The sequence below is a fragment of the Klenkia sesuvii genome, from assembly GCF_037083825.1.
Taxonomy (GTDB): Bacteria; Actinomycetota; Actinomycetes; order Mycobacteriales; family Geodermatophilaceae; genus Klenkia; species Klenkia sesuvii.
The window spans coordinates 188,965-210,353 of record NZ_JBAPLU010000004.1 but is presented as its reverse complement, the minus strand read 5'-3'; the positions used below and the strand labels follow the sequence as shown (position 1 = coordinate 210,353).

Annotated in this window: 23 protein-coding genes; 14 read left to right on the top strand and 9 right to left on the bottom strand. The window is 74.8% G+C overall.

Annotated features, from left to right (window positions below; genetic code table 11):
* The first annotated feature begins 103 nt into the window (after positions 1-103).
* The gene (locus tag TEK04_RS06075) at positions 104-1,258 is read left to right on the top strand and encodes a DUF4333 domain-containing protein (RefSeq protein ID WP_336403422.1); all 1,155 of its coding nucleotides are present in this window, start codon (positions 104-106) and stop codon (positions 1,256-1,258) included.
* A gap of 19 nt (positions 1,259-1,277) precedes the next feature.
* Here TEK04_RS06075 and TEK04_RS06070 read toward each other — a convergent pair whose 3' ends face one another.
* Complete coding sequence (locus TEK04_RS06070; RefSeq protein ID WP_336403472.1) at positions 1,278-2,180, bottom strand: 5'-3' exonuclease; 903 nt, start codon at positions 2,178-2,180, stop codon at positions 1,278-1,280.
* A gap of 79 nt (positions 2,181-2,259) precedes the next feature.
* Between TEK04_RS06070 and TEK04_RS06065 the strand changes: the two genes are divergently transcribed.
* The 4 genes from TEK04_RS06065 (at position 2,260) to TEK04_RS06050 (ending at position 5,962) form a co-directional block, all read left to right on the top strand.
* Complete coding sequence (locus TEK04_RS06065; RefSeq protein ID WP_336403421.1) at positions 2,260-3,393, top strand: M24 family metallopeptidase; 1,134 nt, start codon at positions 2,260-2,262, stop codon at positions 3,391-3,393.
* Positions 3,368-3,868: an Lrp/AsnC family transcriptional regulator gene (locus tag TEK04_RS06060; RefSeq protein ID WP_432277318.1), complete on the top strand. Its 501-nt coding sequence runs from the start codon at positions 3,368-3,370 to the stop codon at positions 3,866-3,868. The genes TEK04_RS06065 and TEK04_RS06060 overlap by 26 nt, the downstream gene beginning before the upstream one ends.
* Positions 3,869-3,927: 59 nt before the next feature.
* On the top strand, positions 3,928-5,013 hold the full coding sequence (locus TEK04_RS06055) for an Rv2578c family radical SAM protein (protein ID WP_336403420.1): 1,086 nt from the start codon (positions 3,928-3,930) through the stop codon (positions 5,011-5,013).
* A gap of 67 nt (positions 5,014-5,080) precedes the next feature.
* Complete coding sequence (locus TEK04_RS06050) at positions 5,081-5,962, top strand: lysophospholipid acyltransferase family protein (RefSeq protein ID WP_336403419.1); 882 nt, start codon at positions 5,081-5,083, stop codon at positions 5,960-5,962.
* Here the strand turns inward: TEK04_RS06050 and TEK04_RS06045 are convergent.
* On the bottom strand, positions 5,937-6,455 hold the full coding sequence (locus tag TEK04_RS06045) for a GNAT family N-acetyltransferase (RefSeq protein WP_336403418.1): 519 nt from the start codon (positions 6,453-6,455) through the stop codon (positions 5,937-5,939). The two genes, TEK04_RS06050 and TEK04_RS06045, sit on opposite strands and share 26 nt — an antisense overlap.
* A gap of 20 nt (positions 6,456-6,475) precedes the next feature.
* On the bottom strand, positions 6,476-7,882 hold the full coding sequence (locus TEK04_RS06040; RefSeq protein ID WP_336403417.1) for a KamA family radical SAM protein: 1,407 nt from the start codon (positions 7,880-7,882) through the stop codon (positions 6,476-6,478).
* Positions 7,883-7,989: 107 nt separating this feature from the next.
* Between TEK04_RS06040 and kdd the strand changes: the two genes are divergently transcribed.
* From kdd to TEK04_RS06005, 7 genes are all read left to right on the top strand, one after another.
* Complete coding sequence (gene kdd, locus TEK04_RS06035) at positions 7,990-9,012, top strand: L-erythro-3,5-diaminohexanoate dehydrogenase (protein ID WP_336403416.1); 1,023 nt, start codon at positions 7,990-7,992, stop codon at positions 9,010-9,012.
* Positions 9,009-10,523 carry an amidohydrolase gene (locus TEK04_RS06030; RefSeq protein WP_336403415.1) on the top strand — a complete coding sequence of 505 codons (1,515 nt, stop codon included), beginning with the start codon at positions 9,009-9,011 and terminating at the stop codon, positions 10,521-10,523. The genes kdd and TEK04_RS06030 overlap by 4 nt, the downstream gene beginning before the upstream one ends.
* Positions 10,520-12,091, top strand: coding sequence for a lysine 5,6-aminomutase subunit alpha (gene kamD / locus TEK04_RS06025; protein ID WP_336403414.1), 1,572 nt, complete (start codon positions 10,520-10,522; stop codon positions 12,089-12,091). The genes TEK04_RS06030 and kamD overlap by 4 nt, the downstream gene beginning before the upstream one ends.
* The gene (gene kamE, locus TEK04_RS06020) at positions 12,088-12,885 is read left to right on the top strand and encodes a lysine 5,6-aminomutase subunit beta (RefSeq protein ID WP_336403413.1); all 798 of its coding nucleotides are present in this window, start codon (positions 12,088-12,090) and stop codon (positions 12,883-12,885) included. The genes kamD and kamE overlap by 4 nt, the downstream gene beginning before the upstream one ends.
* Complete coding sequence (gene kal / locus TEK04_RS06015; RefSeq protein ID WP_336403412.1) at positions 12,882-13,283, top strand: 3-aminobutyryl-CoA ammonia lyase; 402 nt, start codon at positions 12,882-12,884, stop codon at positions 13,281-13,283. The genes kamE and kal overlap by 4 nt, the downstream gene beginning before the upstream one ends.
* A gap of 280 nt (positions 13,284-13,563) precedes the next feature.
* Positions 13,564-15,240 carry an apolipoprotein N-acyltransferase gene (gene lnt / locus TEK04_RS06010; RefSeq protein ID WP_336403411.1) on the top strand — a complete coding sequence of 559 codons (1,677 nt, stop codon included), beginning with the start codon at positions 13,564-13,566 and terminating at the stop codon, positions 15,238-15,240.
* Positions 15,237-15,716, top strand: a complete 480-nt coding sequence (locus TEK04_RS06005) for an FxsA family protein (protein WP_336403410.1) — start codon at positions 15,237-15,239, stop codon at positions 15,714-15,716. Before lnt ends, TEK04_RS06005 begins: the two co-directional genes overlap by 4 nt.
* 64 nt (positions 15,717-15,780) lie before the next feature.
* Here the strand turns inward: TEK04_RS06005 and TEK04_RS06000 are convergent, their stop codons facing one another.
* The 5 genes from TEK04_RS06000 to TEK04_RS05980 all read right to left on the bottom strand — a co-directional run bounded on the left by TEK04_RS06000 (position 15,781) and on the right by TEK04_RS05980 (position 20,034).
* Complete coding sequence (locus TEK04_RS06000; RefSeq protein WP_336403409.1) at positions 15,781-16,125, bottom strand: RNA polymerase-binding protein RbpA; 345 nt, start codon at positions 16,123-16,125, stop codon at positions 15,781-15,783.
* Between the two features lie 156 nt (positions 16,126-16,281).
* On the bottom strand, positions 16,282-17,001 hold the full coding sequence (locus tag TEK04_RS05995) for a thymidine kinase (RefSeq protein ID WP_336403408.1): 720 nt from the start codon (positions 16,999-17,001) through the stop codon (positions 16,282-16,284).
* Positions 16,998-18,335, bottom strand: a complete 1,338-nt coding sequence (locus tag TEK04_RS05990; RefSeq protein ID WP_336403407.1) for an MFS transporter — start codon at positions 18,333-18,335, stop codon at positions 16,998-17,000. Before TEK04_RS05990 ends, TEK04_RS05995 begins: the two co-directional genes overlap by 4 nt.
* Positions 18,332-19,273 carry a lysophospholipid acyltransferase family protein gene (locus tag TEK04_RS05985; RefSeq protein ID WP_336403406.1) on the bottom strand — a complete coding sequence of 314 codons (942 nt, stop codon included), beginning with the start codon at positions 19,271-19,273 and terminating at the stop codon, positions 18,332-18,334. Before TEK04_RS05985 ends, TEK04_RS05990 begins: the two co-directional genes overlap by 4 nt.
* Positions 19,258-20,034, bottom strand: coding sequence for a glycerophosphodiester phosphodiesterase family protein (locus tag TEK04_RS05980; protein ID WP_336403405.1), 777 nt, complete (start codon positions 20,032-20,034; stop codon positions 19,258-19,260). Before TEK04_RS05980 ends, TEK04_RS05985 begins: the two co-directional genes overlap by 16 nt.
* 99 nt (positions 20,035-20,133) lie before the next feature.
* Here TEK04_RS05980 and TEK04_RS05975 point away from each other — a divergent pair, with 99 nt between their 5' ends.
* Positions 20,134-20,565, top strand: a complete 432-nt coding sequence (locus tag TEK04_RS05975) for a hypothetical protein (RefSeq protein ID WP_336403404.1) — start codon at positions 20,134-20,136, stop codon at positions 20,563-20,565.
* A 37-nt stretch (positions 20,566-20,602) separates the two neighbouring features.
* Here the strand turns inward: TEK04_RS05975 and TEK04_RS05970 are convergent, their stop codons facing one another.
* Positions 20,603-20,845: a hypothetical protein gene (locus TEK04_RS05970; RefSeq protein WP_336403403.1), complete on the bottom strand. Its 243-nt coding sequence runs from the start codon at positions 20,843-20,845 to the stop codon at positions 20,603-20,605.
* A 93-nt stretch (positions 20,846-20,938) separates the two neighbouring features.
* Here TEK04_RS05970 and TEK04_RS05965 point away from each other — a divergent pair, with 93 nt between their 5' ends.
* Positions 20,939-21,382 carry an SRPBCC family protein gene (locus TEK04_RS05965; protein ID WP_336403402.1) on the top strand — a complete coding sequence of 148 codons (444 nt, stop codon included), beginning with the start codon at positions 20,939-20,941 and terminating at the stop codon, positions 21,380-21,382.
* Positions 21,383-21,389: the final 7 nt, after the last annotated feature.

The window sequence follows — 21,389 nt, the reverse complement described above, 5'->3', positions numbered from 1 at the left end:
GCCCGGCGTCCGACTGGGGATGCCGAGCCCGGTGGTGGAGAATCGGCCCGGCCCGTTGCCGGGTGCCTGCGCGGGCCCGGCCCGCCACGACGAGGGAGCGACGATGACCAACCCGCCGCAGGGTGGCGACCAGCACGACCCCGAGCGCACGCAGGACGGCGAGCAGCCCGCGACCGGGGGCCGGGACCCGGGCAACCCGGACAGCACCCGGCTCATCCCCCTCCGGCAACCCGAGGAGTCGACGGGGTCGTCGGCCGTCAGCGGTTCGGGGTGGGGCCAGCAGGACGGTGCGCGTGAGGGCAGCAGCGAGCAGGGGAGCGGGGCGGGGCCGTCGGCGCCGTCCGCCAGCTCGGGCTCGGCCGGGGGGCCGCCCGCGTGGGGTGCGCCCACCGCCGGCGGACAGTCGCCGTCGTGGTCCTCCGGGGGCGACCAGTCGGGCACGTCGTCCGCTCGCCCGTGGGGCCAGGGTGGCCAGGGTGCTCAGCAGGGCGGGTACGGGCAGCAGGGCCAGTACGGCCAGCCGGGTCAGTACGGCCAGTCAGGCCAGCAGGGCCAGTACGGCCAGCCGGGTCAGTACGGCCAGTCAGGCCAGCAGGGCCAGTACGGCCAGGCCGCCGGCGGGCAGCAGGGCCAGCACGGCCAGGGCGGGTACGGCCAGAGCGGGTACGGCCAGCAGGGCCAGTACGGCCAGCCTGGTCAGTACGGCCAGGAGCAGTACGGCCAGCCCGGTCAGTACGGACAGGGGCAGCCCGGTCAGTACGGGCAGCAGGGCCAGTACGGGCAGGGCGGGTACGGGCAGCAGGGCCAGTACGGCCAGGGCGGGTACGGGCAGCAGGGCCAGTACGGGCAGGGCGGGTACGGGCAGCAGGGCCAGTACGGCCAGGGCGGGTACGGGCAGCAGGGCCAGAACGGGCAGCAGGGTCAGGGCGGCTTCGGCCAGCCCGCGACCCCCGCCAAGCCCAAGCGCACCGGGCTCATCATCGGTCTGGCCGTCCTCGGCGTCCTGGTCATCGCCGCCGCGATCGTCTTGCCGATGGTGCTCGGCGGCACGACCCTGGACCCGCAGGCCGTGCAGCGCGACGTCGCCGCCCAGTTCGAGGAGCGGGAGAACGTCTCCCTCGACCTCACCTGCGACGAGGACATGGCCGTCGACGTCGACGCCACCTACACCTGCCGCGGGACCACGGGCGACGACGAGGACGTCACCATCACCATCCGGGTCACCGACGACGACGGGGCCTACGAGTGGTCCGAGTGACCGGTCCGGTCGCCGGACCTCACCAGCCCAGCGCTGCGGACAGGCGGGCCACGGAGGTCTGCAGGCCGTAGCGCTCGGCGAGGGCCGCCAGGGCGTCGGCGTCGGCCGGCGCCGTGGGGAGGTGCCCCTCGACGGGAGGCAGGTCGATGTCGCGGACGACCTCCACCACTGCGGGCGCCACGTCGAGGTAGGCGCTGGCCTCGTGGAGCTTGCGCAGCACCGACGCGGTCAGGGGTGCCTTCGGGACGGCGGTCCGCGCCGCGGCCTCGCGGATGCCGGCCAACGACCCGAAGGCCGTGACGAGGGCGGCCGCGGTCTTCTCGCCCACGCCCTTGACCCCGGGCAGGCCGTCGCTGGGGTCGCCGCGCAGCACGGCGAAGTCGGCGTAGGACCGGCCGGGCACGCCGTACTTCGCGGCCACCGCCGACTCGTCGACGAGGTCGAGGTCGCCGATCCCGCCGCGGGCGGTGTACAGCACCCGCACACCGCGGGCGTCGTCGACGAGCTGGAAGAGGTCGCGGTCACCGGTGACCACGTCGACGGGGCCGCGGGCCCGGGTGGCCAGGGTGCCGATGACGTCGTCGGCCTCGTACCCGGGCGCACCGACGCGGGCCAGGCCGGCGGCGGCCAGCACCTCGACGAGCACGGGCACCTGGGGACCGAGCTCGTCGGGCACCTCCTCGCCGCCGTCCGGGGACTGCCGGTGGGTCTTGTAGGAGGGGACGGCAGCGGTGCGGAAGGCCGGTCGCCAGTCGTCGTCCCAGCAGGCGACGAAGCGGTCGGGGCGGTGGGCCACGATCAGCCGCGAGGACATGTCCAGGAAGCCGCGGACGGCGTTGACCGGCTGGCCGTCGGGCGCGGTGACGCTGGTGGGCACCCCGTAGAAGGCGCGGAAGTACAGGCTCGCGGCGTCCAGCAGCATCGTCGTCACACCCGGGGACGGTAACGGCTCGGCAACGACCCGCACGGAACCGTCGTACCCCGTGGTTAGGGTGCCGGACGTGTCGACCAGCCGCGCCGAGACCGCCGACCGGCTGCGGCGTGCCCGCGAGGTCGCCGACGAGCTCGACCTCGACGCCGTCGTCGTCACCCCGGGTGCCGACCTCCGCTACCTGTGCGGCTACGCCGCGCACGCCCTGGAGCGGCTGACCGCCCTGGTCCTGCCCCGCCGGGGTGAGCCGTTGCTGGTGGTGCCCCGGCTCGAGGCGCCCGTCGTGGCTGCCTCGCCGGCCGGCGCCCTCGACCTGGAGCTCCTCGCCTGGGACGAGACCGACGACCCGTTCGCCCTCGTCGCCGGTGAGCTGCGCAGCCGGTTGGGCGCCGCCCCCACCACGCTGGCCGTGGGCGCCCGCACCTGGGCCGAGCACGCCCTGGGCCTGCAGCGTGCGGTCCCGGGTGCCCGGTTGGAGCTGGCCACCCCGGTCGTCGACCGGCTGCGCGCCGTCAAGTCGCCCGCCGAGGTCGCCGAGCTGGCCCTGGCGGGCGCCGCCATCGACCGGGTGCACGCCCGCATGGCCGAGTGGTTGCGGGTCGGCCGCACCGAGGCCGAGGTGGGGGCCGACATCGCCGCGGCGATCGTGGCCGAGGGCCACGTGGCCGTCGACTTCACCATCGTCGGTTCGGGGCCCAACGGCGCCAGCCCGCACCACGAGCTGTCCGACCGCGTGGTCGGCGCCGGCGACCTGGTGGTGGTCGACATCGGCGGCGAGCTGCCCAGCGGTTACCGCTCCGACTGCACCCGCACCTACGTGGTCGGGGCGCCGCCCGACCAGGAGACCGTCGACTGGTACGCGGTGCTGCAGGAGGCCCAGGCGGCCGCGTGCGCAGCAGTCCGTCCCGGCGTGACCGCCGAGGCCGTCGACGCGGCCGCCCGCGACGTCATCGCCGACGCCGGGTGGGGCGAGGCGTTCGTCCACCGCACCGGCCACGGCATCGGCCTGGACACCCACGAGGCGCCCTACATCGTGGCCGGGGCCAGCACCGTGCTGCAGCCGGGCATGGCCTTCTCCGTCGAGCCGGGCATCTACCTGCCCGGTCGGCACGGTGCCCGCATCGAGGACATCGTCGTCTGCACCGAGGACGGCGCGCGACTGCTGAACGGAGGACCCCGTGAGCTCGTCGAACTCCCGGGTTGACCCGCTGGCCGCCGAACCCGTCGACAAGCTCGAGCCCCGGGCCGACGTCGACCGCGCGCTGCTGGCCGCCCTGGCCCGCGACGGGCGCGCCAGCTACACCGAGCTGGCCACCCAGGTCGGGTTGTCGGTGTCGGCTGTCCACCAGCGGGTGCGCCGGTTGGAGCAACGGGGGGTCATCACCGGCTACGGGGCCCGGCTCGACCCGAAGGCCGTCGGTCTGCCCATGGTCGCGTTCGTCGCGATCACCCCGATCGACGTCGCCCAACCCGACGACGCCCCAGCCCGGTTGGCCCACCTCACCGCAATCGAGGCCTGCCACTCGGTGGCCGGGCCCGACAGCTACATGCTGAAGGTGCGGGTGGCCTCGCCCGACGCCCTGGAGGGCCTGCTCGCCCAGATCCGGTCTGCCGCCAACGTCACCACCCGCACGACCGTCGTGCTGTCGACCTTCTACGAGGACCGCCCGCCGGTCTGAGCGGCCCGCACCCGGCACGGCGCGTCGACAACGCGCCGAACGTGTGTTCGACTGGGTGCATGCGATGGGACGCCCAGCGGTTGGACCTCGAGGAGCCGGGCACGCTCCCCGGGCTGCCCACCGTGGCCGGGCTGCTGCGCAGCCTGCAGGTGCCGGAGTTCCCCGGCCTGACCCTGCACGAGGTCCGCGCCAAGTCCGCGCTCAACAAGGTCCCCGAGGGCTCGTCGATGCCGTTCGCCTACACGGTCAACACGTTCCGGGGATGCAGCCATTCGTGCATCTACTGCTTCGCCAGGAAGACCCATGAATGGCTCGAGCTCGATGCGGGGTCGGACTTCGACAGCCAGATCGTGGTCAAGACCAACGTCGCCGACGTGCTGCGCCGCGAGGTGTCCCGGCCGTCGTGGAAGCGCGAGCACGTCGCGCTGGGCACCAACACCGACCCCTACCAGCGCGCCGAGGGCCGGTACCGGCTCATGCCCGGGGTGATCGACGCCCTCGCCCGTTCCGGCACGCCGTTCTCGATCCTGACCAAGGGCACGCTCCTCACCCGCGACCTGCCGCTGCTGGCGGCGGCCGCGCGCGACGTGCCGATCGGGCTGGGGGTGTCCCTGGCCATCTGGGACGACGACCTGCACCGCAGCCTGGAGCCCGGGGTACCCACCCCCCGGGCCCGCCTGGAGCTGGTGCGGCGCATCGCCGACGCCGGGCTGCCGTGCGGGGTCTTCCTGGCCCCTGTGCTGCCCGGCCTGACCGACCAGCGCGACCACCTGGAGCAGGCGATCGCGGCGGTGGCCGAGGCCGGCGCCACCGGGGTCACCGTGCTGCCGCTGCACCTGCGCCCCGGTGCGCGGGAGTGGTTCACCGCCTGGCTGTCCCGCGAGCACCCGCGCCTGGTCGGCCGGTACCGCAGCCTCTACGGCCGGGGGGCCTACGTCCCGGCGGAGTACCGCGCGTGGCTGTCGGCCCGGGTGGCCCCGATCCTGGCCGCCCACGGGCTCGACCGGCACACCGGTGGCGCCGCCCGCGGCATCGAGGGCGGGCTGCCCGGCGACGAGTCGGCGAGCTTCCCGCACGGGTCGCTGCCCGACCGGGCCGCGGCCGTGCGGGCCCGGGCCGAGCCCGAGCAGCTGGCCCTCTGCTGATTCGACCCGGGCCCGGCACCGACGACCAACGGGTGGCCCGCCTGCCACCCGATTAGGGTCGGCGCCCATGCAGAGCCCGCGCTGGCGCGACGTCGTCCGCCGCGACCTGTTCGGCCCCGCACCCGACCCCCGCGACCGTCCCTACCGGCTGGTCATCCGGGTCGCCTTCGTGGTGTTCCAGCTGTTCGGCTTCCGCTTCGACATCCGCGGGACCGAGCACCTGCCGGCTCGCGGCGGGGCGGTGATCGCCAGCAACCACGTGAGCTACTTCGACTTCACCTACCTGGGTCTGGTCGCGCTGCCCCGGCACCGGCTCGTGCGGTTCATGGCGAAGGCATCGGTGTTCCACAACCGGGTCTCCGGCCCGTTCATGCGCGCCATGCGGCACATCCCGGTCGACCGCAGGGCCGGCGTCGCCGCCTTCGACGAGGCCGTCCGCGCACTCCGCGACGGCCAGGTGGTCGGGGTCTTCCCCGAGGCCACCATCTCCAGCTCCTTCACCGTCAAGGAGCTGAAGGCGGGGGTCGCCCGCATGGCGGTGCAGGCCGGCGTCCCGGTCGTCCCGGCCGCCGTCTGGGGCGGGCACCGCGTGGCGACCAAGAACCGGCGGGTGGTGCTGCGCCGCGGTGTACCGGTGACGGTCCTGCTGGGGGAGCCCCTGGTCCCCGAGCCGGGCGAGAAGCCGCAGGCGCTGCTGCGCCGCACGCGGGTGGCGATGGAGCAGCTGCTCGAGCAGGCACAGCGCAGCTACCCCGACGCCCCCGCGGGCGAGGAGGACCGGTGGTGGCTGCCGGCCCACCTCGGCGGCACCGCGCCGACGCCGGAGGAGGCGCACGAGCTGGACATCCACGACGTGCAGGGCACCGCGGTGAAGGTCGAGCGCACCCTCGTGCAGCGGGTGCGCCACCTGCTGGGCCCGTCGGTCAGTCGACGACGCAGGGCGCACTGAGCCGGAACGCCTCGCACTCCACCCCGTACCAGCGGGTGGTCCGCCCCAGCGGCTCCATGCCCAGCCGTCGGCACACCGCCACCGAGGGTTCGTTGCAGGGCCGGACGACGGCGTACACCTCGGGCAACCCGTCCTCGAAGGCGTGCTGCACCACCGCTGCGGCGGCCTCCGTGGCGTAGCCCCGACCCCAGCTGTCGGGGTGCAGGTGCCACCCCACCTCGAACTCGCCCACCCCACCCGGCAGCGGCTTGAACAGCACGGTGCCGGCCGGCGGGCCGCCCGCGAGTGGCTCCACCGCCCAGCAGCCGGCCCGGCGGTCGGCGGCGTGGACCTGCCCCCACCGCTCCACCAGGGCACGGACCCCACCCGACGGCGGCCCGGACAGGAACCGCAGCACCTCGGGTCGGCCGTAGAGGTCGGCCAGCCGGGCCAGGTCGTCGTCCGACGTCGTCCAGGCGCGGACGCGCAGGCGGTCGGTGCGCAGCAGCTCCACCGCTCCTGCCTACCGCAGGTTCAGCCCAGCTGCGCCACCGAGGTCGCCCGGGAGGCCGCCGCGGCGGCCTCGGCGGCCACCGGGTCGACCGACCGTCCGGCCCACCAGCGCTGCCCGCTCGCCGGCAGCGTGTGGATCGGGTCGTAGTAGGTGTACCGGCGGTCCAGCGCGGCCTCGTCGGTGCGCTCGATCCCGGTCCGGTAGTTCTTGGTCCAGTAGCTGATGCCGCGCTCGCGGTCGTACTCGGCGACCTGGTGCACCCAGCGCTTGCCGACGTAGGGCACGTCGCAGACGATCCGCGGGGTGGCGAAGCCGGGCAGGTAGCCCATGAGGTCGTGCTGCAGGGTCTGCGCCTGCGACAGCGGCACCCGCCAGTGCTCGGCCGACGGGATCATGTCGCACATGTAGAAGTAGTACGGCGTGACGCCGGCGCCGTCGAGGAGCGCGAAGCACAGGTCCAGCAGCTGGTCGGCGGTGTCGTTCACCCCGTGCAGCAGCACGCCCTGGTTGCGCACGTCGCGCACCCCCGCGGCCAGCATCGCCTGCGCCGCCTCGGCGACCAGCGGGGTCACCGACTGCGCGGCGTTGACGTGCGTGTGGACGGCGAGGGACACCCCGCGGGCCCGGGCAGTCGTGGCCAGCCGGGTCATCCCGGCGACGACGTCGTCCTGCAGCCAGTGCTGCGGCAGGCCCATGAGCGCCTTGGACGCGAGCCGGACGTCACGCACCGACTCGATCTCCAGCAGGCCGGAGACGAAGGCCTCCAGGTTCCGGAACGGCAGGTTGGCGACGTCGCCGCCGGAGACCACGACGTCGCGGACACCGGGCGTGCGGCGCAGGTAGCCCAGCATCTCGGCCTGCCGGTCGACCGGCTTGAGGTCGAACCTCAGCTTGGTGACCGCCGGCGTGGAGTTGCCGACGAGGTCCATCCGGGTGCAGTGACCGCAGTACTGGGGGCAGGTGGGCAGCAGCTCGGCGAGCACCTTGGTGGGGTAGCGGTGGGTGAGGCCCTCGACGGCCCACATCTCGTGCTCGTGCAGCGAGTCACGCGCGGCGTACGGGTGGCTGGCCGCGGCCCCGGGCAGCCGGTCGGAGGCCACGGGCAGCATGTAGCGGCGCACCGGGTCGGCCAGCATCGCCGCGGTGGTCGGCACGGCGTCCGGCACCATCGTGTTGAGCATCTGCGGGGGCAGCAGCAACGACATCGTGGCGCGGCCGGCCTGGTCGGCCTCGACGTCGGCGTAGAACGACTCGTCGAGCAGGTCGCCGTACACGCCGCGCAGCTGCCGCAGGTTCTTCACGCAGTTCACCCGCTGCCACTGCGCACTGCGCCACTGCTCGTCGGTGACGTCGACGAAGCCGGGCAGCCGCCGCCGGTCGGGTTCGACGAGCTCCCGGGCGGTGTACTCGTAGGGCTGCTCCAGCACGGCATCCTCCAACGACTTCTGAGTGCGACACCCGCACCCTACGGGAGATCGTTCGGCAAAACGTGATGTCTGCGATAGTTTCTCCAGCAGCGACCAGGAGGGACGACGTGACGACGGCAGTGCAGCGCGCGCTCGGGGTGCACCGGGTGCTGGCACCGGCCGGGGTGCTGCCCCAGGCCGCCCACCGGCTGGACCCCGACGCACCCACCGGGCGCGACGAGGTCCGCATCGACGTCGAGCGGCTCAACCTCGACGCGGCGTCCTTCCGCCAGCTCACCGAGGCCCACGGCGGCGACGGCGACGCCGTGCGCGCCGCGGTGCTGGGGATCGTCGCCGAGCGCGGCAAGATGCAGAACCCCGTCACCGGGTCGGGCGGCATGCTCATCGGCCGGGTCGCCGAGGTGGGGGAGGACTCCCCGCTCGGTCTCTCCGTCGGTCAGCGGGTGGCCACCCTGGTCTCGCTGACCCTGACCCCGCTGCGGATCACCGACGGCCTCGCCCGCTGGGACGGCCGCAGCGAGCAGGTGCCGGCGCGGGGCACCGCCGTCCTGTTCGCCCGGTCCATCGCCGCCGTGCTGCCCGACGACCTGCCGGAGGTCGTCGCCCTCGCCCTGCTGGACGTCTGCGGCGCCCCCGCCCTGGTCGAGCGGGTCGTCCGACGGGGCTCGTCGGTGGCGGTGCTGGGGGCCGCGGGCAAGTCCGGTTGCCTGTCGGCGGCCGCAGCCCGCGACGCGCACGCGCGACGGGTCGTGGGCGTGGTCCGGGACGACCGGGAGGCCGCGGCGCTGCGCGGCGCGGGGCTGGCGCACGAGGTCGTCGTGGCCGACGCCACCGACCCGCTCGCCGTCGCCGCAGCGGTGGGGGAGCCGGTCGACACCACCGTGGTGTGCGTCGACGTCCCCGGGGCCGAGCACGGCGCGGTCCTGGCGACGGCCGACGGCGGCACTGTGGTCTTCTTCGGGATGGCCACGTCGTTCCCGGCGGCGGCCCTGGGTGCGGAGGGGATGGCAGCGGACGTGCGGATGCTGATCGGGAACGGCTACACGCCGGGGCACGCCGCCCTGGCCCTGGACCTCTACCGGCGCAGCGCCGGGGTGCGCGCACTGGTCGACCCGCGCGTGCACGCATGAACCTGCTCGTCACCGGGGTCACCGTCGGCGACGCGCCGGGGCGGGCGGTGCACGTCGTCGACGGCGCCGTCGCCTGGGTCGGCCCGGCCGCCGACGCACCCGCCGCCGACCGCACCCGCGACGGCGGGGGAGCCCTGCTCACCCCGGCGTTCGTCGACGCCCACGTGCACGCCACCGCCACCGGTCTGGCGCTCACCGGCCTCGCCCTGCACGGCGCGGACAGCCTGCGGTCGGCGCTGGCCGCCGTCGCCGACCACGTCGCCGCGCAGCCCACCGGGACGGTGCTGGGCACCGGGTGGGACGAGACCGTCTGGCCCGAGGGCCGCGCGCTGACCCGGCACGACCTGGACGGCGTCGTCGGCGACCGGCCGGCCTACCTGGCCCGGGTCGACGTGCACTCGGCCACCGTCTCCACCGCCCTGCTCGACCGCATCCCCGGCATCACCGACCTGCCCGGCTTCGCCGCCGACGGCCAGCTGCGCCTGGACGCCCACCACGCCGCCCGGCAGGTCGCCTACGGCTCGGTGGACCCGGTGCAGCGGGCCACCGCGCAGCGCGCCACCCTCGACGCGGCCGCCGACCTGGGCATCGGCTGCGTCCACGAGATGGCCGGCCCCGAGGTGTCCGGCGCCGAGGACCTCGCCGGGCTGCTCGCCCTCGCCCGCGAGGTGCCCGGTCCGCAGGTGCTGGGGTGGTGGGGCGAGCTGGCCGAGCGCGGCGGGCTCGACGTCGTCGCCGAGCTCGGGCTGGCCGGCGCGGGTGGCGACCTGTTCTGCGACGGCGCCTTCGGCTCGCACACCGCCGCGCTCTCGACGCCCTACACCGACCGCCCGGAGACCTCCGGCGCGCTGCGGTTCGAGACCGGGCAGCTCGTCGAGCACGTGCGCGCCTGCACCGTCGCGGGCGTGCAGGCCGGGTTCCACGTCATCGGCGACGCCGCCGTCGACCAGGTGCTCGCCGCGGTCGCGCAGGTGGCCGACCAGCTGGGCCGCGCCGCCGTCCGGGCCTGCCGGCACCGGCTCGAGCACGTCGAGATGGTCTCGCCCGCGGCCATCACCGCGATGCGCTCCCTGGGGATGGTCGCCAGCGTGCAGCCGGCCTTCGACGCCGCCTGGGGCGGGGACGCCGGCATGTACGCCGAACGGCTGGGTGCCGAACGCGCGCTGGGGTGCAACCCGCTGGCCGACCTCTCCGACGCCGGGGTCGCCGTCGCGCTGGGCAGCGACGCCCCCGTCACCCCGCTCGACCCGTGGGGCGGGGTGCACGCCGCGGTGGACCACCGCACCCCCGGCGCCGGGATGCGCCCCTTCGACGCCTACGACGCCGCCACCCACGGCGGCTGGTACGCCGCCCGCGCCGAGCACCGCGACGGCCCGCTGGCCGTCGGCGCACCGGCCCACCTGGCGCTGTGGGCCACCGACCTGACCCTGTCCGGCGTGCTGGCCCAGCGCGCCCGCCCCGCCTGCACCGGCCTGCTCGTCGGTGGCCACGCCGTCCGAGGAGACCCGTGAGCGCCCGCCTGACCCTCGACCCGCACCTGGTCGCCCGTGCGCGCACGCTGGCCGAGCAGGCGGCCCAGCCGGTCATCGACCTCGCCGCACAGCACACCACCGTCTCGGTCGAGCGGGCCGTGCTGCGGCTGGCCGGCCTCGAGGGCACCGACCCGGTCACCGGCGAGGGCGAGATCCCCTGGGTCAACCGCGTGGTGGACGTCGTCCGCGACCAGGTGGGCCTCGAGCACGGCGTCGCGCTGCCGGTCTGGCACGCGGTCGCGTCCGGCTCCGCCGGCAGCCTGCAGGACGTGGCCGAGCAGGTGGGCGCGGGCACCGCCCGGTTCGAGGTCCCGGCCGGCGGCGACGAGGAACGCGCGCGGGAGGCCGCGCTGGCCGCGGTCGGGGCCGGCCTGGGCCGGGTGGACGCCGCCCGCCGCCGGCGGGAGGAGCTGGTGGCCACCCACGGCGACCCGCCCCGCCGTCCCTGGATCTACCTGATCGTGGCCACCGGCGACATCCACGAGGACATCCCGCAGGCCCAGGCCGCCGCCCGGGCCGGCGCCGACGTCATCGCCGTCATCCGCTCCACCGGCCAGTCGCTGCTGGACTACGTGCCCGAGGGCGCCACCCGCACGGGGTACGCCGGCACCTACGCCACCCAGGAGAACTTCCGGCTCATGCGGGCCGCCCTGGACGACGTCAGCGCCGAGCTCGGCCGCTACGTCCGGCTCACCAACTACGCCTCGGGGCTGTGCATGCCCGAGATCGCGGCGCTGGCCGGCCTGGAGCGGTTGGACATGATGCTCAACGACGCGATGTACGGGATCCTCTTCCGCGACATCAACCCGATCCGCACCTTCGTCGACCAGCGGTTCAGCCGCATGGTGCACGCCCGCGCCGGGATCATCATCAACACCGGCGAGGACAACTACCTCACCACCGCCGACGCCGTCGACGAGGCGCACACCGTCACCGTCAGCCAGCTGCTCAACGAGCGGTTCGCCCGCGAGGCCGGGCTCGAGGACTGGCAGCTGGGCCTGGGCCACGCCTTCGAGATCAACCCGACGGTCCCCGGGTCGTTCCGGCTGGAGCTGGCGCACGCGATGCTGGCCCGCTCGCTGTTCCCCGACGCGCCGCTGAAGTGGATGCCGCCGACCAAGCACATGACCGGCGACGTCTTCGGCGGCTACCTGCTCGACGGCTTCTTCAACCTGGCCGGGCTGCTCACCGACCAGTCGATCCTGCTGGTCGGCATGATGACCGAGGCCGTGGTCACCCCGTGGCTCTCCGACCGGGACCTCGCGCTGCGCAACGTCCGCTACGTGCTCGACGCCGCCGGCGGGCTGGAGGAGGACCTCGCCCCGCCGCCGGGCGGGTTCCTCGACACCCGTGCGCACACCGTGCTGGGCGAGGCCGTCGAGCTGCTGGAGCGCATCGCCGCCGACGGCCTGCTGCCCTCGATCGCCCAGGGCACCTTCGGCATCACCAAGCGCCCGGCCGACCGCGGCAAGGGCCTGGACGGCGTCGTCGTCAAGGCCCCGGGCCACCTCGACCCGGCCACGGAACTGATGGAGGGACGGGCATGACCGTCATCCGGCCCTACGGCGACACCACCGGCGACGGCATGGTGCAGACCTCCTTCACCCTGCCGATGCCGCCGGGGCCCCGTGCCGAGGGCGCCGCCCTGCAGCTGGCCGGCAAGATGGGCATCCACCCGGCGATGGTGGTGCACAGCCACGGCATCGGGGAGGGCTTCACCTTCTTCGTCGTCTACGGCTCGGTGACCCACCTGGTCGACACCGACGAGGTCGAGGTCGAGGAGCGCGCCTACCCGCTGCTGAGCCCCACCGAGGTCAACGGGGCGATCAGGGCGCGGCTGCACCGCAAGCTCGTGGTCATGGGCGCCTGCATCGGCACCGACGCGCACACCGTGGGCATCGACGCGATCCTCAACCTCAAGGGCTTCGCGGGGGAGAAGGGCCTGGAGCACTACCGCGAGATGGACGTCGCCAACCTCGGCGCCCAGGTCACCGTCCCCGAGCTGGTCAGCCGTGCCCGTGCCGCCCGCGCCGACGCCGTCCTGGTCAGCCAGGTGGTCACCCAGAAGGACGCACACCTGCGCAACACCCGCGAGCTGGCCGGCGCGTTCCGCGAGGCGATGGGGGAGGACCGCCCCCTGCTCGTGGTCGGCGGCCCGCGCTTCGACCCGGCCATGGCCCGCGACCTCGGCGTCGACAAGGTCTTCGGCCGCGGCACCACCCCCGGCGAGGTCGCCTCCTACCTCGTCTCCGCCCTGTTGCCCGACCCGACCCCGGATCCCGCCCTGTTGCCCGACGCGACCCCGGATCCCGCCCTGTTGCCCGAGGAGAGCGCCGCGTGAGCACCGTCGGCCTGACCGTCACCCACCGCCGTTACGTGCCCTACGCGCACGCCCACTACGGCGGCTCCCTCGTCGACGGCGCGTACACCCTCGGCCTGTTCGGCGACGTGGCCACCGAGGTGGCGATCGTGGGGGACGGCGACGAGGGCCTGCTCGCCGGGTACTCCGACGTCCGCTTCCTCGCACCGGTGCAGGCCGGGGACGTGCTGGAGGCCTCCTGCGAGGTGGTGCGGGTGGGCAGCAGGTCGCGCACCCTGCGGTGCTGGGCCGACGTGGTCGCCCGGGCCACCCCGGAGCGCGGGGCGTCGGCGGCGTCGGTGCTCCCCGAGCCGCTGCGGGTGGTGGAGGCGACCGCCACGCTCGTCGTCCCCCTCGTCGACGCCACTGAGCGTGAGTGACACGTAACGATCAGGTAACGGCCTGCCGCAGTCGTCCCGATGACCTGTCCGTGGCCGCCGGGTGTCCCTAGGGTCACCCCGTCGCACCTCGCGATCCCTGCTGCGGTCCCGCTGCGGTCCCAGCAGCACGGGACCGCCGGGCGGCACCCCGCGCCACCAGACAACGGCGGCCCCGGTGACAGCCAGTCGACCGGGCCGCCGGCCCGAAGGCCGGGGTGCCGCCGCCGGTGGGCAGCCGACGCCGGCGTCCCCGGTCCACCCCGGGTGGGATGCTCGACGCGTGACGGTCACCGAGTCCGCCGAGCGCGACGCCCCGGCAGCGGCCTCCGCCGAGCCCGGACGACGCCCCGGGCGGTGGCTGGCGCGCACGCTGCTGGCCGCGGCCGGCGGCCTGCTGCTGTTCCTCGCCTTCCCCGCCTGGGACCTGTCCGGTCTCGCCGTCCTGGGCCCGGCGACGCTCTCGCTGGCCACCCGCGGGGTGCGCTTCCGGCTCGGCCTGTGGCTGGGGCTGGTGCACGGGCTGGCGTTCTTCGTGCCCCTGCTGTCCTGGACCGGGATCTACGTCGGGGAGTTCCCCTGGCTGGCGTTGTCGGTCACCGAGGCCCTCTACCTGGCCCTGCTGGGCGGCGCGCTGGCGCTGACCGCCCGGCTGCGGGCCTGGCCGCTGTGGGCCGCCGGCCTGTGGGTGGCCGACGAGGCCCTGCGCGGGCGCTGGCCCTTCGGCGGCTTCCCGTGGGGGCGGCTGGCGTTCAGCCAGGCCGAGGGCCCGTTCACCGCGTTCGCGGCCTACGGCGGCGCACCGCTGGTCAGCTTCGCCGTCGCCCTCACCGGGACGCTGCTGGCCGCGGCCGTCCTCGCCCTCGCCCGGGCCTGGCGCGACAGCTCGGCCGCGCAGCGCCGGGCCGGCTCCCTGCGAGCCGCCGCGCTCGCCGTCGTCACCGCCCTCGCCGTCCCGGCGGTCGGCCTGCTGGCGGCGGTCCCCCTGGCCGGCGGCTCGCTGACCGAGGGCGGGCCCACCCGTACGGTCGCCGTCGTGCAGGGCAACGTGCCCCGCGCCGGACTGGACTTCAACGAGCAGCGCCGCGCCGTGCTGGACAACCACGTGCAGCAGACCGTCGACCTCGCCGGTCGGGTCGCCGCCGGCGACGTCGCCCAGCCCGACCTGGTCATCTGGCCGGAGAACAGCTCCGACATCGACCCCTACCTCAACGACGACGCCGCGGCCGCCATCGACCGCGCCGCACGCGCGATCGACGCGCCGATCCTGGTCGGGGCCGTGGTGAGCGGCCCGGGGCGGTTCATCAGCAACACCGCCATCGTGTGGGACCCGGAGACGGGGCCGGGGGACACCTACACCAAGCGGCACCCCGTGCCGATGGCCGAGTACGTCCCCTACCGCTCCTTCTTCCGGTTCTTCAGCGACAAGGTCGACCTGGTGCGGGCCGACTTCCACGCCGGCGCCGAGGTGGGCACCCTGGAGATGGCCGGGTCGGTCGTCGGCGACGTCATCTGCTTCGAGGTGGCCTACGACGGCCTGGTGCGGGACGTCGTCGACGGCGGGGCGACCATGGTCGTCGTCCAGACCAACAACGCCACGTTCGGGTTCTCCGACGAGAGCCCGCAGCAGCTGGCGATGAGCCGGCTGCGGGCCGTCGAGTTCGGCCGGTCGGTCGTCGTGGCCTCCACCAGCGGCATCAGCGCGGTCATCGCCCCCGACGGCTCGGTGGTGCGCAGCTCCGACCTGTTCGTGCCTGCCACCTTCGTCGAGGACGTCGCCCAGCGCGACCAGACCACCGTCGCCGCCCGCCTGGGCGCCTGGCCCGAGGTCGCGCTGACGCTGCTCGGCGGAGGCGCCGTCGCGGTCGTCGTGGTCGCCGGGGTGCGCGGCCGACGGGTCGGGAGCACGCAGGGCCCCTCGCGCGTTGAGCTGGGCAGGACGACGAAGGGACGAGCATGACGAGCCGACTGCGCACCGCCCTGGGTCTGGGGGCCCTGGCCGAGGTGGTGGTGTTCATCGCCCTGGGCGCGGCCATCGGCTGGGGCTGGACCATCCTGGCCGCGCTGGCCACCAGCGTGCTGGGCTGGGTGCTGCTGGCCCGGCAGGGCACCAAGACCCTGACCGAGCTGCGCCTGCGGGCCCAGGAGCACCGCGCCCCCGGCACCGCGCTCGGCGACGCCGGGCTGGTGGCCGCCGGCGGGGCGCTGATGATCCTGCCGGGCTTCCTCGGCGACGTGCTGGGGTTGATGTGCCTGCTGCCGGGGACCCGCAAGCTCCCGCGGGCGCTCATCGCGCGCGCGGTGCTCTCGCGGCTGCCCGACCGGGCCCGTGGCCCGGTGCGCGTGCAGAGCACCCGCCCGGCCCAGGTCGACCCCCGGGTCGAGCCCCAGCCCGGCGTCGCGCGCGTGCAGAGCACCCGCGTCGTCGAGGGCTGAGGGACCTCCGCACGACGCACGAAGGGCCCCGCCGGATCGCTCCGGCGGGGCCCTTCTGCGTAGGTCAGGAGACCTTGGTGCGGCGGCTCTTCAGCACGTCGAGGCGCTCGGCGAGCACCTCTTCCAGGTCGGCCTCCGAGCGGCGCTCGAGCAGCATGTCCCAGTGGGTGCGCGGTGGCTTGACCTTCTTGGGGGCCGGCTCGGCGCCGCCCACCAGCTTGGCGTTGGTGCCGTCGTACTTGCACTCCCAGGTGTCGGGGATCTCGGCGTCGTCGGCGAAGGGCACCGTGACCAGGTGGCCCTGCTCGCAGCGGTACTCGGCGTACTGCCGCTCGATCGGCGCGGTGTTGCGCTCGGTCTCGTAGCTGACGCTGCCCAGTCGGCTGCCGCGAAGGGAACGCTCGCCCATGGCACACCGTCCTCTCGTGCTCGTGTCGGTCCGTGCTCACTACCCCGTCGGCGTGCCGGTGACGCGGCCGCAGGCATGCGGGCCGGGCGTCACCCGGAGGGGCCGATGAGGTCAACGACGGAGGTGGGACGGAGATTCCGTCTCGTCAGTCGGTCATCATCGCACGGACACCTGTGCGTCCTCCACCGGCTGCCCGTGGAGGGTGAGCTGGCCCGGCCCCGTCGGGGTCGGCCCGAGCTGGCCACGGACGTGGTGGCGGCGGCACAGCACCTTGTACCGGGGGTCGGCGGCGCTGGCTCCGGGGGCGGTGTCGGCGACGACGACGGTCTCGCCCTCGCGCACCATCGCCCCGTCCACCACGCGGGCGTTGAGCAGCCCGGGCGCCCCGCACCAGCACAGCACCTCGACCTGGATGCGCTGGACGACGTCGGCCAGCTCGAACAGCCGCTGGGTGCCGGGGAACAGCTGGGCGCGGAAGTCGGTGGTCAACCCGAAGGCGTAGACGTCGACGTGCGACTCGTCGACCAGCTCCGCCAGCTGCTCGACCTGGCCGTCGGTGAGGAACTGGGCCTCGTCGACGACCACGTAGTCGACCCGGTGCCCGGCCGCCCACCGCTCGCGCACCAGCAGCCGGACGTCGGTGCCCGCGTCGACCTCGACGGCGTCGCGGGACAGGCCCACGCGGCTGCTGATCCGCGGGGACTGCGAGCGGTCGCCCTGGGTCAGCCGCAGGCCCTGGCGGCCCTGCCGGCTCTGGTTGTGGTCGACCTGCAGGGCCAGCGTGGACTTGCCGCAGTCCATCGGGCCGTGGAAGAAGGTCAGGTGGGCCGGGGCGGCGTGCCGCCGGCGGTCACCGGACGCCGGGACGGCGTTCACAGCTTCGCCGGCGGCGTGTTGCCCACGGCCAGCACCGCCCGGCGCATCGGCAGCCGGGCCAGCAGCACGAAGCCGGCGACGAAGAAGACCACGAGGCTGATGATGGCCAGCCGGTAGGAGCCGGTGAACTGGTAGGTCAGGCCGAAGGCGAGCGGCCCCAACCAGCTGGTGCCGCGGTCGCTGATCTCGTAGAAGCCGTAGTACTCGGCCTCCTTGCCCGCCGGGATGAGGTGGCTGAACAGCGACCGGGACAGCGCCTGGGTGCCGCCCTGCACCAGGCCGATGACGGCGGCGAGGGCGTAGAACTGCAGCACCGCGCCCTCCTGCAGGAAGAACGCGACGACCAGCACCGCCGTCCAGGCGACCAGGCAACCGAGCACCGTGCGCGTGGCGCCGTGGCGGGCGGCCACCCGGCCCAGGCCGAGCGCCCCGGCGATGGCGACCACCTGCACCATGAGGATCGCACCGGTGAGCACGGACTGGTCCAGCTCCAGCTCCTCGGTGGCGTAGACCGCCGAGAGCGAGATGACGGTCTGCACGCCGTCGTTGAACAGCAGGTAGGCGCCCAGGAACCACAGGGTGAGCGGGAACGCCCGCATCTCCTTCAGCGTCGCGGCGAGCTGGCGGAACCCGCTGCCGGTGCGCCCGGCCGCGGCCGCGACGGGGCGGTTGCGCAGCCGGGACACCGTGAACACGGTGAAGGTGCCCCACCACAGCCCGGCCGTGGCCAGGCAGATGCGCACCGCCTCGCCCTCGGTCAGACCCAGGGAGTCCCGCGACAGGTAGAGCGCCAGGTGCACGGCCAGCAGCAGCGCACCACCGACGTACCCGACCGCCCAGCCGCGGCTGGAGACCTTGTCGCGCTCGTCGGGCGCGGCCAGGTCGGGCAGCCACGAGTAGTAGACGACCGTGGCGGCGCCGAAGCAGACGTTGGCCACGACGAAGCAGGCCGCACCGAGCAGGTAGCGGCCGTCGGCGACGAAGAACAGCCCGGTGCAGGCTGCGGCCCCCAGCAGGGCGAAACCCGCGAGCAGCTCCCGTCGCCGTCCGGTGCGGTCGGCCACGGCACCGGTGACGGGCAGGACGACGACCTGGACGACGACCGAGAACGACAGCACGAAGGAGAACCAGCTGCCGGGGTCGACCCCGAGGAACCCCAGCCGCTCCTGGGGGCCGGCGGCCTCGCGGGCGACCGAGGTCAGGTACGGGCCGAGGAAGACGGTGGTGACGCTGGTGTTGAACACCGACATCGCCCAGTCGTAGGAGTACCACCCGGTCCGCTCGCGGCGCAGTGCGCGGTCGGGGGTGCTCGTCGTGCCCTGCGGTGCGCTCACCGGCGCAGGGTGCCAGCCGGGGGAGGGGTCGGTCCAGCACCGGGCACGTCGTCGGGGACGCGTCCACCGGGGAAGGCCGCGACCGCCCGCACCGGACGGGTGGGGTCGTGGAAGGCGACCCGGTCGGTGGGCTCACCGGCGCGCAGCGGGACCAGCCCGCGCGTGAGGGCGGCGACGATGCGGGTGCGGGCCCGGTGGGCGTCGCCGGTGCGGCCGGGGTCGAGGTCGTCGAGGGGGACCGGCTCGCCGACGTGCACCCGCAGCGCGGGTTGCCGCCACGCGGCCGACAGCAGGGTGCGCAGCTTGCCCCAGTCGTTGGCGTACTGCAGCACCTCGTGCGCCCCCCACTGGCTGACCGGGATGACCGGCACCCGGGTCTGCAGCGCCAGCCGGGCCAGGCCGGTGCGGCCGCGCTCGGGCCAGCCGTCGGCGGTGAGCCCGACCCTGCCCTCGGGGTAGACCAGCACCTGGCCGCCGCGCTCCAGCGCCACCAGCACGACCCGCATGGCGTGCGCGGCGACGTCGGTGCCCCGGTCGACCCGGATGCCGCCGCAGCGCTCGAGCAGCGGCCCGGCGACCGGAGCCCGCATGATGCCGCCGGTGGCCAGGAACCGGGGGACGACCCCGACCCGGTGCAGCGCCGCGGCGACGGTGAAGGTGTCGTAGTCGCCGATGTGGTTGGCGGCGATGATGAGCGGGCCCCGGCGCAGGTGCTCGGCAACCGACCCGGTCACCAGCACCCGGCCGAACAGCGACACCGCCGGCGACAGCGTGGTGAGCAGGGTCCGCCACAACCACCAGGGCGGCTGTGCGGCGATGGCCAGCTCCCGGCCGAACCACTCCGGGTCGGTGTCGACGACGGAGGCCTCGAGCTCGGCGGGCAGCGCAGGGGCGTGTGGCCGCCAGCGGCGTACCCGCTCCCTCACGTCGACGCCCACGCGCCGCGGCGCTGGTAGACCTCGCGGAGCATCCGCGGCCGGTCGGTCATGATGCCGTCCACGCCCAGGTCGAGCATGCGGTCGGCCTCGGCCGGGTCGTCGACGGTCCACACGTGCACCTGCAGGCTGCGCTCGTGCGCGGCGGCGAGGAACCGCTCGTCGACCAGTGGTCGACCGCCCAGGTGCAAGGGCACCTGCGCGCACCCGGCCTGGATGCGGACGAGCCCGGCCGCGCGCGGGGAGTAGGAGGACAGCCGCAGAGCAGCCACCCCCTTGGGCCCCAACGAGGTGCACAGGTCCGGTCCCAGCAGCCGGCGGGCCGCGGCGACGCGGGCGTCGGAGAACGAGGCCAGGCAGATGCGGTCCAGGGTGCCGGTGCGCCGGACCAGGGCGGCCAGGGGGGCCAGGACGCCGGCCGCCTTCAGGTCGATGTTGAACCGGACGTCGGGCCACGCCGTCAGCAGGTCCTCCAGCGGCAGCACCGGCTCGCGGCCACCGATCAGCGCGCCCCGCACCTCCCGCCAGGGGAGGGCGTCGATGCGGCCGGTGCGGTCGGTGACCCGGTCGAGCACGGGGTCGTGGAAGGCGACGAGGACGCCGTCGGCCGTGGCGCGCACGTCGGTCTCCAGGTAGCGGTACCCGAGGTCGACGCAGGCCTGGAACGCGGGCCCGGTGTTCTCGACGTGCTCGACCGCGCCGCCGCGGTGGGCCATGGCCAACGGCGTGGGCCCGTCGAGGAACGGGAAGCGCGGCGCCGGCACGAGCACACGCTAGGGCCGGGTGTAGCGGGGGTGGTGGGCGGGGTCGACGCGGGCGTGTCCAGCATCTGCACAGGCGGTGGGCGGTCTACCTTCTCCGTCGTGGTGGCAGAGCAGGTCGCGGCGCACGACGCCCCGGCGTCCCCGGTGGTCAAGACGGTGCCCCGGCGCTCCCGGCGGCGTCAGGCCGACGCCGAGGAGCGGCGCTGCGGGTGGTGCCGCAACGTCCTGCCGGCCCAGGAGTCGGTGGGGCGGCCGCGCCTGTACTGCGGCCAGGCCTGCCGGCAGCGCGCCTACGAGCAGCGTTCGGCGACGGCGAAGGCCGGGCTGTCACCCGACGTGGTGCTGGTCACCCGGACCGAGCTCGACGGGCTCCAGGACCGGTTGTTCCAGCTGCGGTGCGCCCTCGAGGACGTGCAGACCCTGCTGACGGAGAAGCCCACCAAGGCCGAGCTGGAGCGGGCGCTGACCGAGCTCGTGCGCTCGACCGGCCGGCTGGACAAGCTCTGGCTGTCCGGGCGGGCGGCGGGCTGATCCCCGCCGGCCCACCTGCCTGATCCCGACAGCCCGCTCAGTCGGCGGGAGCGCCCTCCTCGATGCCGACGTCACCCTCGGGGTCCTCGTTGCCGTGGTTGTAGACGCTGCCCTGGCGCACGCTGGTCGGGTCGTCGCCCGAGAAGTTCGACGTGGAGTCCTTCGACGTGCCGGTGCGCTGGCCGAGCCCGTCGGTGTCGCTGCACCCGGTCAGGGCGGCCCCGCCGCCGAGGAGCGCGAGGACGGCGAGGGCGGAGACGACCGGACGACGGATCTGCATGTGCGGAGCCTAAGGGACCGGCGGCCGCGGCGGGCACCCGACACCACGGCCGCGAACCGTCTGCGCAGCGGCCAGGTCTGGCATCATCCGCGCGTGCCCGACACCTACACGGTCACCCGGCAGGTCCGGGTCGCCGCGCCGCCCGCCGCGGTGCACGCCCTGCTGGCCGACTTCCGCCGCTGGCGAGCCTGGTCACCGTTCGAGGACCTCGACCCGGACATGGCCCGCGAGTACGACGGCACCGGCGGCGGCAGCAGCTACCGCTGGGCCGGTTCCCTCAAGGCCGGCAGCGGCTCGATGCGGATGACCGAGGTCGAGCCGACCCGGGTCGTCGTCGAGCAGGTCAACACCAAGCCGATCCGCTCGGCGAGCACGTCGACCTTCACCCTGGCCGAGGCCGACGGCGGCACGGTGGTCACCTGGTCCGGGTCCGGCCGACAGGGCCGGCTGATGCGGCTGCTGCCGATGGAGAAGTTCCTGGGCCCGACGTTCGACAAGGGCCTCGCATCCCTGCGGGCGGCGGCCGAGCAGGGCTGAGCACCCG

Coding starts and splice junctions, on each gene's coding strand:
- TEK04_RS06055 (WP_336403420.1), top strand. CDS start 3,928: ATGCGATGGGACGCCCAGCGGTTGGACCTCGAGGAGCCGGGCACGCTC.
- TEK04_RS05970 (WP_336403403.1), bottom strand. CDS start 20,845: ATGCAGATCCGTCGTCCGGTCGTCTCCGCCCTCGCCGTCCTCGCGCTC.
- TEK04_RS06075 (WP_336403422.1), top strand. CDS start 104: ATGACCAACCCGCCGCAGGGTGGCGACCAGCACGACCCCGAGCGCACG.
- TEK04_RS06005 (WP_336403410.1), top strand. CDS start 15,237: ATGACGAGCCGACTGCGCACCGCCCTGGGTCTGGGGGCCCTGGCCGAG.
- TEK04_RS06050 (WP_336403419.1), top strand. CDS start 5,081: ATGCAGAGCCCGCGCTGGCGCGACGTCGTCCGCCGCGACCTGTTCGGC.
- TEK04_RS06030 (WP_336403415.1), top strand. CDS start 9,009: ATGAACCTGCTCGTCACCGGGGTCACCGTCGGCGACGCGCCGGGGCGG.
- TEK04_RS06070 (WP_336403472.1), bottom strand. CDS start 2,180: ATGCTGCTGGACGCCGCGAGCCTGTACTTCCGCGCCTTCTACGGGGTG.
- kamE (WP_336403413.1), top strand. CDS start 12,088: ATGACCGTCATCCGGCCCTACGGCGACACCACCGGCGACGGCATGGTG.
- TEK04_RS06000 (WP_336403409.1), bottom strand. CDS start 16,125: ATGGGCGAGCGTTCCCTTCGCGGCAGCCGACTGGGCAGCGTCAGCTAC.